Source organism: Vibrio sp. THAF190c (assembly GCF_009363355.1).
Lineage (GTDB): Bacteria > Pseudomonadota > Gammaproteobacteria > Enterobacterales > Vibrionaceae > Vibrio > Vibrio fortis_A.
On sequence record NZ_CP045339.1, the window covers coordinates 740,170 to 757,193 of the forward strand.

Consider the following 17,024-nt stretch of genomic DNA (forward strand, 5'->3'; position numbering starts at 1 on the left):
ACCGCGCCAATCTTTGAAGATTACAGCGCGGTGTTTAAGTATTTAGCCTTGGTAAACTCGGAACGCCTAACTACGGCGCAAGTCGATCGATATCCCAACGGTTATCTTGACGAGAGAACAAGAAACGGTCGTGTAAGCGATGTTCACCACCTTGCCAGAACTCAATGCTGTCTACTCGAACACGGAAACCACCCCAGAAGCTCGGTACAGGGATCTCACCCTTAGCAAACTTCTGTTTAAGTTCTAGGTATTTGCCTTCCAAGATGCCACGTGCAGAAATGCGGCTGCTTTGCTTACTTGCGATTGCCGCCAGTTGGCTCTCTTTTGGACGAGAAGAGAAGTACTTCATGTTCTCCACAGCACTCAACTTCTCTGCGGTACCAGTGATGTGCACTTGGCGCTCTAGTGGGTGCCATGGGAAGTGCAAGCTGATCTTGCTGTTGTGCTCAAGCTGCTGTGCTTTACGGCTGCCAAGGTTTGTGTAGAAAACGAAACCTTGTTGATCGACATTCTTAAGCAACACAATGCGCTGAAAAGGTTGGCCGTCCTTATCGACTGTCGCAACTGTCATCGCAGTTGGGTCGGTAAGTTTGGCTTCAATAGCCTGCTCAAGCCAAAGATTAAATTGGTCAATCGGATCAGCCGCTAAGTCTTTGCGTCTCAATCCACCCTGAGCATATTCACGGCGAATATCTTTCAGTTCCATTTCGTTGCTCCTTTTCATTTTTTTGTGATTCTGCGCTTTCGCATAGGGAAATACAAGTCTGTGGTAGCCGATTGTGCTATCTCTTGGATTCGGTGTTAACAAGATCTCGGTACTTTGATAGCCATGTTGCTAATCTATATACACTTTCAACCTGCTCTGAGTTCACCTTGGCCAACAAAATATCCCGTTTCTTCACCCCTTTTGTTATCGCTTCACTGTCATTGGGTGCGGCGGGTTTTGCTGCTACTCACTTATTGGCAGAGCAATATCAGCAACGTCTGGTTGGTGAGCAGCTGCAAGAAGCCGCCAACAAAGCCAATCTTCAGCTCGACTCTGAGATCGCAAAATTCAAACAGGTGCCCGCAATCCTGAGTCACGACCCTCGAATCCTTGGGTACTTTTCAGAACAGACCTCGGCTCAGCAGCTCAACCTGTTGTTAGAAGAGTGGGCCAACCAGAGCTTAGCCGACACGATCTACATCCATGACGATAGCGGTACCGTAGTCGCATCAAGCAACTATCAAGATCCAAAAACCTTTGTTGGTGAGAACTTTGCGTTTCGTCCCTACTTCAGTCAGGCGATAAACGGCCTCAGCTCGCAATACGTCGGGCTTGGTGCAAGATCGAATGTGCGCGGCTACTTTCTCTCATCTCCTTTATACGTGAAGCAAGAGATTGTTGGCGTATTAACAGTAAAAGTAAGCCTAGAAAACATCGAAGAGATCCTAACCAGTGATGGGTTCGATATTGTGGTGCTCGACAACAACCAAGTGGTGTTCTTATCAAGCCAGCCACATTGGCTCTATCACTCTCTTCAACCACTCACTCTGATTCAGCAACAACAGATTGCCGAACAGCGTCAGTATGGGTTAGATAAAATCACATTGATTGATGACTTCCTCGATTTACCACAAAACGATAACGCTTTGCCGAGTGAGAAATTAAGCAGGATGGGTACATTTAACATCTACCCTGCTGCGGCCAGCAGCCAGCAGTATCAAGTCGTCGCACTCAAAGGTCGCGACACAGAGATGAAAAAAGTCATGCAGATCGACGTAATATTCTTGGTGATATACAGCCTAGTACTGTTGATCGCTTGGTCATGGCGCCAAACCTACAAAGCTAAAGTCGCGCTGACTACGCTCAACCATAAGCTAGAAGAAACAGTTAACAAGCGAACTCTTTACCTGCAACAATCAAACCAACAGCTGCAGCAGACCATACACCAGTATCAAGAATCGCAAAGTAAGCTCAAACAGACGGAACAAGAGCTGACACAAACCGCCAAACTTGCCGTCTTGGGAGAACTCTCTGCGAGCATCAACCACGAGATCAATCAGCCGCTTGCCGCCTTGAGAACTTACAGCGAAAACAGCCTCAAACTACTTGAAATGGGGCGCAATGATATGGTGAAAGGCAACTTAGAAAAGATGCTAGCGCTTAACCTATCCATCACCGACATCATTGCCCGTTTAAAAGTCTTTACCCGTAAGGTGACCAAGCAAGAGAATCATACAGCTAACCTTCACCAAGCGGTCAACAATGCCACGGGAATCTTAAGCGCGCTGCTGATTAAACACGGTATTACGCTGCGCATGACCTCGATCAGTGACGATATCCAGATCGCGATTCATCCGACTGAGTTGGAGCAGGTGTTGGTGAATTTAATCCACAACGCCGCCCAAGCGCTACACCAGCAACCTAGCCCTCAGATCGGCCTGGATTGGCGGTTGGAATCTGAAGCCTGTGTCCTGGATATTTGGGACAACGGCGTCGGCCTACCGGAATCAAAGCTATCTCAACTCTTTGATCCCTTCTTCACCACCAAACCGGAGGGACTGGGGCTTGGCCTATCGATCTCAAAGCGGATTATTGAAGCGTATCACGGCACGATCACCGCAACGCGGCGCGAGCCTTGTGGCATGGTATTCTCACTAAGAATTCCCTTGCACAACGCATGCAATAACACCTCAAGCACTGATTAAGCGTGCTGATGATAATGACTGATAACAAGGAATGTCGCTTTGACAACCATGCCTGCACTCTATTTTATTGACGACGAACCTGCGATTCGAGATTCCGTAGAACAAGCAATGCTCATTGAAGGCATTGAAATTCGCTGTTTTCCTAACGCTGTAGAAGCGCTCAAGCAAATCCCATTAACCCAAGCGGGCGTCGTCATCACCGATATACATATGCCGGTGATGGACGGTATTCAATTCACCGAACAACTCTTAAAACACAATCCGCATTTTCAAGTGATTGTATTAACGGGTCATGGCGACGTTCAAACAGCCGTTACCGCAATGAAGGTGGGCGCTTGTGATTTTCTTGAAAAACCATTCGTTGTGGACGCTTTAATGGCTGCGGTTCACAAAGCCGCAGACAAATTGGCACTGGTTGAAGAGAATAACCTACTGCGTAAAGAGCTGGCGATGCAGACCCATGTTGGGCCTAAGCTGATTGGCCAGTCCCCATCGATGGTGGCGTTAAGACGAGATTTAATCACTCTCGACATCCGCAAGGACCCGATGATCATTCTCAAAGGCGACATCGGAACGGGTAAACGGATTACCGCGCAATACACTCACGATTTACACAGTCACCAGAGAGGGGAACTCTACCCTGTCGCCGCGTTCAACCTACCCAAATCGGATCAAGAGACTTTTTGCGAGTTCCTCAAGCAACTTTGCATTAAGCACCGTGGAGGAACTCTCTATATACATGAAACAGAAGTATTAATGTCTCAGCAATGGGAGTGGTTTAAGCAAGTAAAGTCAACGCTGCTTCATGAAAACGAGTGCAATTCAAATGCAACCTGTATCATTATCGCATCCACGACTGTACCCGCTACAATTAAAGGGGAGTTTCGTCAGTTTGAGCTGCTACCACTCGTAAAAAGACCCGAAGACATTGGTTCGCTGTTTAAACATTTCGCGCGAGGTGCGGCAAGTCGATATCAATTGCCGCCCCCAATCATCACCAAACAGGATGTAGAAAGGCTAGTCGCCAAGCCTTGGCCTGAGAACTTGCGTCAACTGCGCCAAGAAGCGGAGCTTAGAGTACTCACACAAGCCAAGCAGCCTGAGGATCAGGAACAAGACAAAAGTAACGAAGATGAAGGGGCGTCCGATACGACGATTAAACAGCTCTCGCTTAGCGAACGTACCGACAACATTGAGCAAATCATTTTGATAGAAGCCTTACATCGTCATCAAGGCATGCTCAAAGAGGTTCAACAAGAGCTTCAAGTCTCTCGTAAAACGCTTTATGACAAACTACGTAAGCACCAACTAGATAAAACAGATTTCAAAAACCGATGAGTGATTAAACATTTATAAATACAACGCTTTATGGGAACAAGATCTTAACATTTCTTAAAACTAAGAATACACTCAATAGGCTTGCACCAAATTTCGCAGACAAGGATTGTTATGAGCCAAAAAAGTTACAACAAGCTGAACGATACCGAACTTGAGTACGTCGATGATAAAACAGCGGCACTGCTACTCAATACGCCAACCAGCGCGCGTATCATGCTGTGGGTTATCGTTCTATTCTTTGTTGCTGCGATCGGATGGGCGGCTTGGGCCGAGATTGACAAAGTCACTGTCGGCCAAGGCAAAGTCATCCCCTCTTCTCAAATTCAAGTAGTCCAGAACCTTGAAGGCGGTTTGGTGAAAGAGATCCTTGTAAAGGAAGGCCAACAGGTACAAAAAGGCCAGCAACTGCTCCTTATCGATGATACTCGTTTCCGTTCCGACTTCCGCGAACGCGAGCAACAGGTGGCCAACCTGACTGCAAGCGTACTGATGCTTTCTGCCTCTTTGACCAGCGTGGTGATTGACGAAAACTTCTCTGTCGACAATTGGCAACAGAGCGTCACACTCAACTACGGCAAGCTGGCATTCCCTCCACAGTTTATTGAGCGACAGCCTAATCTGATTCAACGCCAGAAAGCCGAATACCGCCAAGACCTTAATAATCTTCGTAACCAACTCTCTGTTTTTGAACAACAAGTTGAACAGAAGCAGCAAGACTTGGTAGAGGTGAGAGCCCGTGTCGATAACCTGCGCCAAAGCTACAACTTTGCTCGCAAAGAGCTGGATATCACCAAGCCGCTTGCTGATGAGGGTGTGGTACCTCGTATCGAGCTTCTTAAACTACAAAGACAAGTGAACGATACGCGCCGTGAGCTGACTTCTAGCGAGCTAAAAATCCCTGTACTACGTTCGGCGATCAAAGAGTCTATGCTCAGCCGCGTCGATGCAGCACTTAAATTCCGTTCAGAACAGCAAGAGAAGCTTAACCAAGCGCAAGATAAGCTCTCCGCTCTTACCGAATCAGCCGTTGGCTTGGAAGATCGAGTTAATCGAACCGTGGTTATCTCCCCTGTGACAGGTACCGTCAAAACCTTAGGTATCAATACCGTTGGCGGTGTTATCCAGCCAGGTATGGATATTGTTGAGATTGTACCCACCGAAGATTCGTTGCTTGTGGAAGCCAAGATCGCGCCGCAAGACATCGCCTTTTTACGTCCAGAGCTACCAGCCATTGTTAAGTTCAGTGCTTATGACTTCACCAAGTATGGTGGTCTAGAGGGCGTGTTGGAGCACATCAGTGCCGATACGACTCAAGATGAAGAAGGTAACAGTTTTTACATCGTGCGTGTACGCACCGAAAAGTACAGCTTTGGACACAACGAAGAGCTGCCAATTATTCCAGGCATGACAGCATCGGTTGACATTATTACGGGTAAGAGGACCGTTCTAGATTACATGTTGAAGCCGATACTTAGCGCTCAAAACAACGCATTGAAAGAGTAAGGGTGTGTGATGTTTTCCCCTTTCTACACAGATAACTGCCGCAGTAACAAGGCAGTTTGCCAATGAAGATTCGTTCCGCAGTTGCGTTGCTGACATTGATATCGTCTTGTGCATCATTTGCACTGAATACCACTGAGCAGCGTTGGGTGAGTGCGGTTTCTGAAACCTATGGTCAAAGGGCCGCTAAACGCGTGGAAACATGGCGATCGAATATCGACCAGTTCAGCACTCAAAGTGAGACGCAAAAACTGGAGTCGGTCAATCGATTCTTCAACCAACTCTACTTCGTCGACGATATCGTGCTGTGGGGTAAAAAAGACTACTGGGCTACGCCACTCGAGTTTCTAGGAAGTAATGCAGGCGACTGTGAAGACTTCACCATCGCTAAATACTTTTCGCTACTGGAACTCGGTGTACCCGACAAAAAATTGAGACTGGTCTACGTAAAAGCGTTGGAGCTGAATCAGTTCCACATGGTACTGGCTTACTACTCCACGCCCAGCGCAGAACCCGTCATTTTGGATAACTTGAATCCAGAGATTAAACGAGCGTCAACTCGCAGAGACTTGCTGCCGATATACAGTTTTAACGGTAAGAACCTATGGCTAATGAAGTCTTCAGCAGGAAACGGACAGCTTGCAGGTAAATCATCCAGATTGAGCTTGTGGAACGATCTTCGTTCACGCGAGCGCTCTCTAAAATTAAACAAACCCATTATCAATTACGATGAGTAGGTACAATGACTTTATATAAACAGCTTGTAGTCGGGATGGTAGCGGTCTTTATATTACTGATGACATCAGTATTTATGATCGAATTTAATACCACTCGAGGCCACCTAGAAGCGCAGCAGCGCTCAGAGGTAAGCAATACCATCAATACCGTTGGTTTAGCGCTAGCTCCTTACCTAGAGGACAAAGACCCAATCGCGGTTGAGTCGGTCATCAATGCATTGTTTGATGGCAGCTCCTATTCGGTCGTAAGGCTCATCTTCCTTGATAGTGGCGACGACATCCTGCGTTCATACCCGGTAAAACCGAGCACTGTACCTAGCTGGTTTACTTCGCTCGACCTGTTTGAACCAATCCATGATCGTCGTGTTATCACTAGTGGTTGGATGCAGTTGGCCGAAGTGGAAATTGTTAGCCACCCAGGTCCAGCATACTCACAGCTTTGGCAATCTTTTACTCGCCTAGCAACCGTATTTGCTCTTATTTTTGTGATTGGCTTATTGGCCATTTCATGGATCGTAAAACGATCGTTGAAACCACTCGACTTGATCATCGCCAAAATGAACCAGATTGCGAAGAACCAATTTGGTGAACCCCTTGCTCGCCCGAAAACAAAGGATCTGATCTTAGTCGTTGATGGTATTAACCATATGTCGACGCAAGTTGAACAAGCCTTTAAGAATCAAGCTCAAGAAGCTCAGCGCCTGCGTGAACGTGCCTACATCGACCCAGTATCACAACTCGGCAACCGTGCTTACTACATGTCTCAACTCAATCAATGGTTGGCGGAATCCAGCGTCGGTGGCTTAGCGGTTCTGCAAGCACAGTTCATTGCTGACGAATACGATGATAAGGGTTACCAAGAGGGCGATGCACTTGTCCACGACTTAGCAGAGCACTTACAGGCCTCTATCTCATCACCAGATCTAACCATGGCTCGTATTTCAAAAGATGAGTTCGGCTTTATCTTGCCAAATATCGATGAAAGCGAACTCAAACTCATCGCAGACAGCATTGTTAACTGTGTTCAAGGGTTGGGCTCCGATCCAACTGGGACGGCTCGCGCTAATATCTCACTTGGTGTGACTCACAGTAGCCAAAGCAAGACCAGCACAGAAATCATGTCGCTGGTGGATAACGCCCTCTCTGTAGCAAAAGCGAACCGTGAAATGAGTTACGGCTACATTACTGCCGATGATCACGGCGCAGTAATGGGTAAACAGCAGTGGCGTACACTGGTTGAAGAAGCCATCATCAATGATCTCTTCACCTTCCGTCTGCAAGCAGCGAATAACAGCTTCGGTAAAACCTTCCACCAAGAGGTGTTCTCCGCGATTGAAAAAGACGGCGTTCGCTACAGCGCGGCTCAATACCTATTTGCACTTGAACAACTCGGCGCCAGTCATGAACTTGATCAGTACGTGATCGAGAAAATGATTGAGAAGCTACACGCTAAAGAAATCACTACACCAGTGGCGATCAACATCTCAGCAAGCAGTATCTCAGAACCAAGCTTCATCCGCTGGGTTGGTGAGACACTAAGCAAAAACGCATCTATCTGTGACATGCTGCACTTTGAAATCCCTGAGAACTGCTTCGTTAATGAACCGCACTATACGGCACTACTGTGTACCGCAATACGCAACACCAACGCAGTATTTGGTGTCGATAATTACGGTCGTAACTTCCAGTCTCTGGAATACATTAATGAGTTCCGCCCTGGTTACGTTAAGCTGGATTACCTCTACACCCACAACTTGGATGATGAGAAACAGAAATTCACTCTAACGTCGATCTCTAGAACGGCACATAACTTGGGTATCACCACCATCGCCTCACGTATCGAGACTCAAACGCAGCTTGATACATTGTCAGACAACTATGTTGAAGTGTTCCAAGGCTTCATCGTTGATAAGTAGTAAGGTGGTTATTTAATGCAAGATCCATTACTGAATTCGCTGATATACGTCAGCCGATACTACGGTCTAGCAAACTCTCCAGAGGCGCTCGTCAACGGGCTGCCTCTTGCGGATGGTAAACTCACCCCTTTCCTGTTTCCTCGTTCAGCAGAACGTGCAGGGTTAGTTGCCAAAGAGAACCGCTCAAACCTAGAGAGTATTCCAGAACTGATTCTGCCAGCAGTGCTGCTACTCAAGCAGGGCGAAGCGTGTGTTCTCAACCGAATTGATTTTCAGAAACAAGAAGCGGAGATCATTACCGCTGAAAGTGGCATGGTGCCGATTCTCATTCCGTTGGAAGAGCTAAAAGCACAGTTTATTGGCCGCTACTTCTTGGTTAAAAAACAGTTCCGCTATGATGAACGCTCACCTGAGATTCTGAAAACACGTCATGGCCACTGGTTCTGGGGCACTATCTGGGAATCGAAAAAGATCTACCGTGATGTGTTGATCGCCTCGATTCTAATCAACCTGTTCGCGATTGCTGCACCGATGTTTACGCGCTTGGTGTATGACAAAGTGGTGCCCAACCTCGCCTTTGAGACGCTCTGGGTATTGGCGAGTGGCATATTTGTGGTGTTCATCTTCGACCTACTGCTCAAATTAATGCGCAGCTACTTCATCGACATTGCCGGTAAAAAGTCTGACATCCTGATCTCTTCGAAGCTATTTAGTAAGGTTCTCGGGATTCGTATGGAAGCGAAACCAGCCTCCGTGGGTGCTTTCGCCAAGAACTTACAAGAGTTCGAATCAATCCGAGAGTTTTTCACTTCCGCTACGATTGGCTCTCTGATTGATCTCCCTTTCGCGATTCTGTTCCTAACTCTGATTTGGTTGATGGCTGGTGATCTGGTGTATGTACCGATTGTCGGTGTCGTAATTCTGGTTATCTATGCAATCATCATTCAAGGACCTCTGCGCCGCACTATCGAAGAGGGTTCTCGTCTTGCTTCGCAGAAGTACGCGAACCTTATCGAAAGCTTAGCTGGTCTAGAAACCGTTAAGCTCTTCAGTGCGCAAAGTCAGTTTCAATTCCGTTGGGAAGAAGCCGTTGCTCACATGGCAAACTGGAATATTAAGAGCCGCCGAATCACCGACAGTATCCAGAATACAGCCGGGTTCGTTCAACAAAGTACTAACGTAGGTATGATCATCTTTGGTGTGTACTTGATTGCCGAAGGCGATCTCACCATGGGTGGTTTGATTGCAGCAACCATGTTGAGTGGTCGTGCGATTGGTCCACTAGTTCAGCTCTCTATTCTTTCGACTCGCTACAACCAAGCCAAGTCATCGATGACGTTGATCGAGCAGGTTATGGATATGCCTGATGAGCAAGAAGAAGGTAAACGCTATATCCACCGCCCAATCATTCAAGGCCACATTGCACTGGATAAAGTGACTTTCCATTACCCTGATTCACCAATTGCATCAGTGCGCGACCTCAGCCTGACGATTACTCCGGGTGAGAAAGTTGCCATCATTGGCCGTATTGGTTCGGGCAAGACAACACTAGAGCGCCTCATTATGGGCCTATACAAGCCTACAGAGGGCCATGTACGCATTGATGATACCGATATGGAGCAACTACATCACGTCGACGTACGTCGCAATATAGGCTGTGTTCCACAAGACAGTAACCTCTTCTACGGTTCTGTTCGTGACAATATCACTCTAGGCCGTCCGTTAGTGGATGATCGCGATGTGATGGACGCTGCCAACCGAGCAGGTGTAACGAACTTCACTCAGCAAGACCCTGCGGGCTTAGAACGCCAAGTCGGTGAAGGTGGCGGATTACTATCAGGTGGCCAACGTCAAGCAGTGGCCATCGCTCGCGCTTTCCTAGGCCGTCCTCCTGTACTGTTGATGGATGAGCCAACAAGTGCGATGGATAACCGCTCAGAGATGCACATCAAGCACCAACTGAATCAGTTGCTGCCGAGCGAGACACTTATCCTTATTACTCACAAGACGTCGATGCTAGATGTGGTAGACCGTGTGATTGTAATGGAGAAAGGCTGCATCATTGCCGATGGACCAAAAGCCAAAGTACTGTCTGACCTTAAACAAGGAAAAGTGAGAGCAGTTAGCTAAGTCCAAACAAGGATTAACCTTTCAACCTAAATGTAAAAAGGAGCCACTGGCTCCTTTTTTATTTCTATCGTTCTCTGCTCATAAGAATTAATGACGTAGCTACAGCTGTTCCCCAATATCTTCTTTTTCCATCTTGAACGAACATTGAATCTCATATTGGTTAAACGAGAACACACTGCCACCATGAGTGCGCTTAGTCGTTACGGTTTCATCGCCATATTGAATCGTCACACGGGTATAGACCTTCTCATGCGCCTCGACAGTACACTCTTCAAGTAGCGTATCAAATTCAGCCTCAAGGCTATCAATCTGCTGCTTAGTCGATTCAATCGCTTGGTTGTTCTGTTCCTTCATTGACTCTATGCGCTGCGCCTCTTCGTCTGTACGCTCCGCTTTAGGTCGCTTTTTGAATTCCAACTCTTGGCGAATCACATCCATGGTTTTCTCTTGAGCTGCTTTATAAACGTCTCTCAACTCACCCATCTTCTGCTTGTAGCTATCATAGCGAGCAAAGCAGTGAACCTTAGTTGCGGTATCACCCTCAACACCAAGGAAGACACACTCTACTTTTCCACCGACTTTCGCTTCACCGCCGCTTAACGTGCCGTGTCTCTTCATCCCATCAACCACAATCAAATCGTGACCGCAGCGTATTTCATTACTCATACTGTGTACTGTCAGCCTAATATCAGTGCCTGCTTGCAGTTCTGAGTACTGAGCGTAGCTCGCTTCAATTGCTCCCTTGGTCAGCACCTTACAGCTTTTACTCTCTCCCTCTTTAACCGTGTGACCAATGATACCTTTCGCGACTTTTATATCTCCTTGTGCTTGTACTTCGGCTGATTCAATAAACCCGCCAACCGTAACACTGCCCGTCGCCTTCACCACCATGCCCGGGTCGATGTTGCCGGACACAAACACATTCCCTTTAAACTTAACGTGACCAGTTGCGACACTAACGCTGTTTAGGCACAACGCCTCATCAACTTCGATGGTGCGCTCTTTAATAAGTGGGAGTCCTGAACAGTTTGCGACAAGAAGATTCGGATCATCAGAAGAGATGGTTGTTCCTTTGCCGGGTTTGAGCAGGCTATCTTTACCAGGGAGTGGCGGAAGAAGTTTTCCTTGAACAGTAAAACCAGCAGTACCTTTGGTTGCTGGCGTTCGCCTCATTACAGGATCGTTTTCTCCGACTGTGATGGTTTCGCCCAAGTCTCGCATATCGATTTTGCCAGACTCTTTGCTGCGTGGTTTAAGGACCTGGTGAGTAATGTCAGGAACGAGCGCTTCAAATTTTGCATCTTTCCCTTTTACGGGTTGTTTACCTTGAGCAACGGCTTGGGTGAACTTCTCCCCCGCTTTAAGTTTGTTGCTCATCACTAGCACTTTTTTCAATGCCAGTTTATTAATGCCTTTAGTTACATGAGCCTGAGCAAGTGCATGTACAATTTCAGCACCTCTTAACCCACGCCCTGCGTAAGCACCAGTAACAGTAATACTTGCAAGCATCTCATCGTCAGATAGCTCTACGACCATACTTGCATTACGTACTTCAGCGACAGCCACGCCTTCATACGCTTCCCCCTTCCCCTCTTTTGCTAGGTTCACGAAGCGAATGATTTCATCGTCTAAAGGATAGAATTGGCTAGCTTCCAATTTCTCTAATGATGCAGGAAGCTCCTTCTGGTCGAAACTGCTGTCCACGACAAAACCAGATTGCAAACGAGCAATCACTTCATTTCCGTCCTCAGACAATGTAACTATGTTGTCCCACATACGACTGCCACTTCCTTAGCAAAAGAGTATGATTTCAGTTTATAGAAGATACTGTTTTGTGAACATATTCCTTTTTCAATAACAAGGGATAAGTCACTTTACTCAATATTTTCTCAATAATGAGCTACTACACATCAATTAGCAACTTATTGACTTAAAGCATTAAATTGATTTGAAGGGCATCGTCAAAGGCCAATTATGTGCTGGAGTACAGGATATTCCCCAGGGGCTCAACAAACCTAAGTATGGGTGTTGCTAGTTCAAACCTCGAGAATTTCAAGCTGCTAGAGAAGATAAAATAAGAAAGCGATGAGAACACTTAGAGGAAGTGAGTTTACAGTGTAAATTGAGTTGTCATTCAGTTTACACTGTAAATCGATAATTGAGGCGGTTTAAATGGTGGCGCTATTTACACTGTAAATTGGAGAGCAGTAATCCAAGATCGTGACGAAGGGTTGATTCGGTTTGCTTTCGACCGGCAAGATTGGATAACTCACAGCACTCTGTCCAAGTTCTTTTCTGTACAACTTTCCAAAGCAGTAAATCACTCGTTTGCTCTAGCTGCACTTTATCCAAGTTATAGATTAAGTTCTCTAGCATGAAACCAACACTATCAAAGCTGTTCCCTCCGTCAACGTAATAACCGAGTAGAGGATTAATATCCTCAACCAAAAGTTGGCGTGGTTGAGAGGATAGCAATGAACGCACAATGGCTGGTTCAAGCGAGCGGTATGTCGTGGACAACAGATAACGAAGGCCGGAGTAAAAATAGAGACTCCCTTCCTCAACCCAATGACGACTTTCTTCATTCAAAGTTAGACACATCAGCAATGAATGACAACCGCTCGACTGATCTCGCTGGTGGCCAAAGTGTACTGAGACGAAGCCATTACTGCACCAGAAGTCGACTAGCTCGCCGGTCGCGCCAAAGCTCGTTGCCAAATAATCGAACTCTGCATTTGCTTTGACCAAGTGGCCAATCATTCGATGTCCTAAGCCCTGCCCTTGGATATCAGGGTGAACAGCAATTCTCATAATTCGAAGGCATTTCTGCACTGCAGCTTTATCAAGACCTAAATGGTTAGCGAGAAGTGTTGGAGCCAAATGGCCGCGAGGGCGACGCTTACCAAGCTGAACATCTTGAATAAGTTCATTTGACAATGCGCCCTCTTCAACCGTTAGAATGCAACCCAAGCAATGCTGGTCTGAAAACAGTGCGTGCAGTGACATTTGAGGGTTATCTAAAAGTTGAATCAAGTCATTAGGCGACGTTTGATAATGAGCGCTGACTAGTAAACCAAAACACTGAATAAGGACTCTAGGATTGTCGAGTAGCGTTTGTTTATCAAACTGATACCAAGACAACCCATCAAGTTCAACATCCTTTGGTAGAGCCTCGATATCAGAATCCAACAAGAAAGTATCAAACAACCAACTTTCCAACGGATCGTGTACGTTCCAGCGTATTGGTTGTTCAAGTTTAAACGAGCGCCAATTAGGGCGTTGCTCAGACAGCCACTTTTCAAACTTGATACCAAAGCCTCGTCCACTGCCCTCATATCCGTGAACCGTAGTTGAGAAAACCATACGATGATAGCTTTCAACCATACGTTTCAACATAGGCAACGGGATTGCTGCAGCTTCATCAACCAACAAAAGGTCGCAATCGGGTTGTGTTCTTAGTACTTCGTCAGGAGCAACAAAGACAATTTTGCTTTGTTCATGGACGAGCGTATGTCGATTCTCCATAGAAGAGTTAGGAAACAACTTCTGCGCATGTTCAAACAGAGGCTGTATCGCTTTGATGTTCGGCGCAGTAACTACAATCGTGACTGAGCTTTTAGCCTTAATAATATTAGCTGACGCGATACCCAACGCGGAGCTTTTACCACGACCACGGTCAGCAGTTAAAACAAGTGGGCGCTTGCGGTGACCAAACATTACTTTTTCAATCGCTTCAATAGCGAGCTTTTGTTGCTCATACTTATCGAAACCATCTGGTGTGACAACCACTTCAGGTAGCGCCGGCATTGCAGATACGCCAGCCACTTCAGAACCTTCTGACAGCGCCTTTTGCGATAAACAGATAAGCTTATCAAACTGACGTCTCAACCAAACTTGCGATAAAGTAGTTTCATGGCCTGCTGGCGGGATGACAAATAACACCCCTCCCCCAACTAGCGCACCTAATGCCGCGGTAAAACTATTTGCATCAAACCCTGTTCTAAAATCACAAATCAGAACTTGGCACTCTTGCCCTAATAATTGTTGGCCTTTATTGAAGGCGATATTTGTAGCGTCGGCTACGCTTAGTTCACCCAAAACAAAAGCCGTGGGGCTGTCTAAATCAGAGAGATAAGACTCAAGCTCTTGAGATTGCCACGCTTGATCGCCTTCGAGTAGGACACCATAGCGGTGGTTATTATTTAGGGCTACTGCGGAGAGTTGAGTTAAGAAAGGGAGAGTCGTCATAAATTGCGTCCAAATTCGTCTAAACACAGTTTATCACAGGTAAAGAAAAAGCCGCATCAAGCGGCTTTTAATCGGTAAGTGAGGAGCTTAGTTCAGCTTAGATTGAACAAAAGCGAGAATTTCTTCCATGGTCGCATCATCAACTTTTTTAAGGTTCAATGCCAAGTTAGCGCCTTTACGACTGTAAGAAGCGCGGCCTTTAACAAGTTCAACTTTTGGCGTTGTCTTTTTCGCCGGTGCTGGCGCAAGTTCAGAAATCCAGTTCTCTAGTGTTTCTGTCACATCTTTAGTCAAACGAGTAACACCTTGAGCGTCGCTACGCTGCCAAACAAAACCATCGGTTGCATCGCATTTAGTTAGCAAGCTTTGTTGCTGTTCTTCGTTAAGGGCACCAAATTGCTTGTGCAGTTTAACGATTGTTGGACGACCTAAATCGCTCACATTTGGGTATGCTTGTAACAGCTCTAACGGAAGTGATGCGGCTTTCAATGCGCCACTCACTAATGCTTCACTGCACTGGAACATTTTCGCCAATGCTTTTTGGTCCTCAGCTTCGCCTTTATCTAGCTTAGCTTGCATCTCTTTACCTTTCTCATAAAGCGATAGAGGTTTGTGTGCGTTAGCCACATCAGAAAGGAACTTAGCATGTTCACCGTTAATGTTCTCTGCTACATAGATAAGAAATTCTTTGTCAGCAAGAATACAAGACATACGACGGCGGCTACCGTCTAGAACCTCAATCTTGCCATCTTTGTTCTTACGACCAACAGCAGGATATTGTTGTCCGCGCTCTTTAAGAGTGGTTAAAACGTCAGAAAGTGCATGTTCGTTTAGGAAAGATTGCTCACGAGCATTCTCTTCGAATACGACAGTTTGCGTTGCAACTTTGTCAGCAGGAATACGAACCAGTTCAAAAGAAACCATTTGTTCACCAGCAACAGCCAGTTCAATAACTTGAGCCTGCTCTTTTGCTGCGGTTTGAGCTTCTTGAGGAGTCGCTACTCGGCGCTTGTTCGCTTTACCAAATAGCTTTGCATTTAGATCAGATGTTTTAATTGCCATGTTAATTATCCCTGATTAAGTGAAGGCCAGTTGCTATGTAATACGCGCTCTAGTTCAAGCGCACTCTTTTGAACGGCATCTTGAGCGACAGCAAGCGTCTTCTTACCACCCTCAAAATCACTTGTCGTTAAGTCGAAAACCGTACTATAGGTATCGGCACAAGTTTCAAATGCACGGCTACGAGGAATGGTTGCCATCATAACTTGGTCATTCAACAGGTAATTCATCTCGGTTAGTACAGAAACCTGTTTCTTGTTGTCATCTTCAAACATTGTTGGCATCAAGCGAATGAACTCAAGCCCTTTCCAGTCGTCTGGGAACATCTCGTAAACTGTTGGTAGATGCTGGAAAAAGTTAACTGTTGATGCCCAATCCAGACGTTTTGCAGCACATGGGATCAATAATGCGTTCGATGCGTACATTGCATTCCATACCAGCGGGTCAACGTGAGGACCTGTATCAATCATAATGACATCGAAGTCGTCAGCGATTTTATCAATCAACTTCTCTTTCAATAGACGAACAATGTCCAAAGACTGATCTTGAGAAAGGCTTTGCCAAGCTTCCGCATTGAACATTGCATCTTCCGGGAACGCTGACACGGTCTTCAAATTTGGGTATTGCGTAGGAAGTAGTACGTTCTTATGTAAGAACTCAGCGTCAACTTCTTGCCCTTCAGGAACGTTGTCCAGCATGATATCAACCGCTGAATAGATGCTGTCGTGCTCTGCACCACTAATTTGTGGGTTCAAAAACAAACGTAAAGAGCCCTGTGGGTCAAGGTCAATTAGACAGATGCGGTAGCGCTTATCCAAGTTAAGAGAGAGACAAGCAGCCAAATGTACAGCTGTCATCGATTTACCGGTACCACCCTTCTGGTTCTGAACGTTGATTATCCAAGGCTTATTATCTGCGTGTTTCTTACGTTCATGGAACTTAGCAACACCCGCAGCATCCATTAGCATGTGTGCTTCGGTAAGAGAAATTGAGTAGTGGTTGGCGTTATTCTTTGTGAACTGGTGACCTTCAGATTCAAGCTTTGTGATCGCTTCGTCCAACTTACGACGTGTCAGGCCAGAGCGTGTCTCCATCATCGCCTTAGACATTGGAGGAAAGTGTTCATCACTTCGCTCTTCTAAGATGATCTCAATTCGGTCAGCCTGAACTTGTTGAGTCTGTTCGGCTAGCTGATAGAGCTTATCAATCGTTTGTTCTCTTTTCATTGCCAATTTCCGTTATGGTTAACTTAGTTAGAATTGTACAGCAAATAACAATAAATCCAACAAAAACATGAACATCCATTTATGAGTAAAATCACATAAAATTGATGGTATATGTTGTTTTCTATGTTAAGAGACCTACCTAGGTGAACAAAAATAACTCAAAACAATGGCTGCAACTA

General features: G+C 46.1%; 11 protein-coding genes. 6 read left to right on the forward strand and 5 right to left on the reverse strand.

All coding sequences use genetic code 11. The features are described 5' to 3' along the window. Positions 1 to 70 precede the first annotated feature (70 nt). A complete protein-coding gene (gene pdxH / locus FIV04_RS18305; RefSeq protein WP_032553753.1) occupies positions 71 to 706 on the reverse strand; it encodes a pyridoxamine 5'-phosphate oxidase in 636 nt (211 codons plus the stop codon). Between the two features lie 167 nt (positions 707 to 873). On the opposite strand from pdxH, the gene FIV04_RS18310 reads away from it, so the two are divergent. From FIV04_RS18310 to FIV04_RS18335, 6 genes are all read left to right on the forward strand, one after another. After that, complete coding sequence (locus FIV04_RS18310; protein ID WP_253895530.1) at positions 874 to 2,691, forward strand: ATP-binding protein; 1,818 nt, start codon at positions 874 to 876, stop codon at positions 2,689 to 2,691. A gap of 48 nt (positions 2,692 to 2,739) precedes the next feature. Next, positions 2,740 to 4,029, forward strand: a complete 1,290-nt coding sequence (locus FIV04_RS18315) for a sigma-54 dependent transcriptional regulator (protein ID WP_152470665.1) — start codon at positions 2,740 to 2,742, stop codon at positions 4,027 to 4,029. A gap of 111 nt (positions 4,030 to 4,140) precedes the next feature. Then, positions 4,141 to 5,532 carry an HlyD family type I secretion periplasmic adaptor subunit gene (locus FIV04_RS18320; RefSeq protein ID WP_032553750.1) on the forward strand — a complete coding sequence of 464 codons (1,392 nt, stop codon included), beginning with the start codon at positions 4,141 to 4,143 and terminating at the stop codon, positions 5,530 to 5,532. A gap of 68 nt (positions 5,533 to 5,600) precedes the next feature. Next, entirely contained in the window at positions 5,601 to 6,266 is a 666-nt protein-coding gene (locus tag FIV04_RS18325) for a transglutaminase-like cysteine peptidase (RefSeq protein WP_172974305.1), read from the forward strand. A gap of 5 nt (positions 6,267 to 6,271) precedes the next feature. Continuing rightward, entirely contained in the window at positions 6,272 to 8,182 is a 1,911-nt protein-coding gene (locus FIV04_RS18330; protein WP_032553746.1) for an EAL domain-containing protein, read from the forward strand. 15 nt (positions 8,183 to 8,197) lie between these two features. After that, a complete protein-coding gene (locus tag FIV04_RS18335) occupies positions 8,198 to 10,312 on the forward strand; it encodes a type I secretion system permease/ATPase (RefSeq protein WP_150869792.1) in 2,115 nt (704 codons plus the stop codon). Positions 10,313 to 10,411: 99 nt separating this feature from the next. Here the strand turns inward: FIV04_RS18335 and FIV04_RS18340 are convergent, their stop codons facing one another. The 4 genes from FIV04_RS18340 to FIV04_RS18355 form a co-directional block, all read right to left on the reverse strand. Then, the gene (locus FIV04_RS18340) at positions 10,412 to 12,088 is read right to left on the reverse strand and encodes a DUF342 domain-containing protein (protein WP_152470024.1); all 1,677 of its coding nucleotides are present in this window, start codon (positions 12,086 to 12,088) and stop codon (positions 10,412 to 10,414) included. A 405-nt stretch (positions 12,089 to 12,493) separates the two neighbouring features. Then, on the reverse strand, positions 12,494 to 14,560 hold the full coding sequence (locus FIV04_RS18345) for a tRNA(Met) cytidine acetyltransferase TmcA (RefSeq protein WP_152470025.1): 2,067 nt from the start codon (positions 14,558 to 14,560) through the stop codon (positions 12,494 to 12,496). Between the two features lie 87 nt (positions 14,561 to 14,647). Further along, a complete protein-coding gene (locus FIV04_RS18350; RefSeq protein WP_152470026.1) occupies positions 14,648 to 15,622 on the reverse strand; it encodes a ParB/RepB/Spo0J family partition protein in 975 nt (324 codons plus the stop codon). A 5-nt stretch (positions 15,623 to 15,627) separates the two neighbouring features. Then, positions 15,628 to 16,845, reverse strand: coding sequence for a ParA family protein (locus FIV04_RS18355; RefSeq protein ID WP_032553739.1), 1,218 nt, complete (start codon positions 16,843 to 16,845; stop codon positions 15,628 to 15,630). Positions 16,846 to 17,024 lie beyond the last annotated feature (179 nt).

Coding starts and splice junctions, on each gene's coding strand:
- FIV04_RS18320 (WP_032553750.1), top strand. CDS start 4,141: ATGAGCCAAAAAAGTTACAACAAGCTGAACGATACCGAACTTGAGTAC.
- FIV04_RS18330 (WP_032553746.1), top strand. CDS start 6,272: ATGACTTTATATAAACAGCTTGTAGTCGGGATGGTAGCGGTCTTTATA.
- FIV04_RS18315 (WP_152470665.1), top strand. CDS start 2,740: ATGCCTGCACTCTATTTTATTGACGACGAACCTGCGATTCGAGATTCC.
- FIV04_RS18355 (WP_032553739.1), bottom strand. CDS start 16,845: ATGAAAAGAGAACAAACGATTGATAAGCTCTATCAGCTAGCCGAACAG.
- FIV04_RS18340 (WP_152470024.1), bottom strand. CDS start 12,088: ATGTGGGACAACATAGTTACATTGTCTGAGGACGGAAATGAAGTGATT.
- pdxH (WP_032553753.1), bottom strand. CDS start 706: ATGGAACTGAAAGATATTCGCCGTGAATATGCTCAGGGTGGATTGAGA.
- FIV04_RS18345 (WP_152470025.1), bottom strand. CDS start 14,560: ATGACGACTCTCCCTTTCTTAACTCAACTCTCCGCAGTAGCCCTAAAT.
- FIV04_RS18350 (WP_152470026.1), bottom strand. CDS start 15,622: ATGGCAATTAAAACATCTGATCTAAATGCAAAGCTATTTGGTAAAGCG.
- FIV04_RS18335 (WP_150869792.1), top strand. CDS start 8,198: ATGCAAGATCCATTACTGAATTCGCTGATATACGTCAGCCGATACTAC.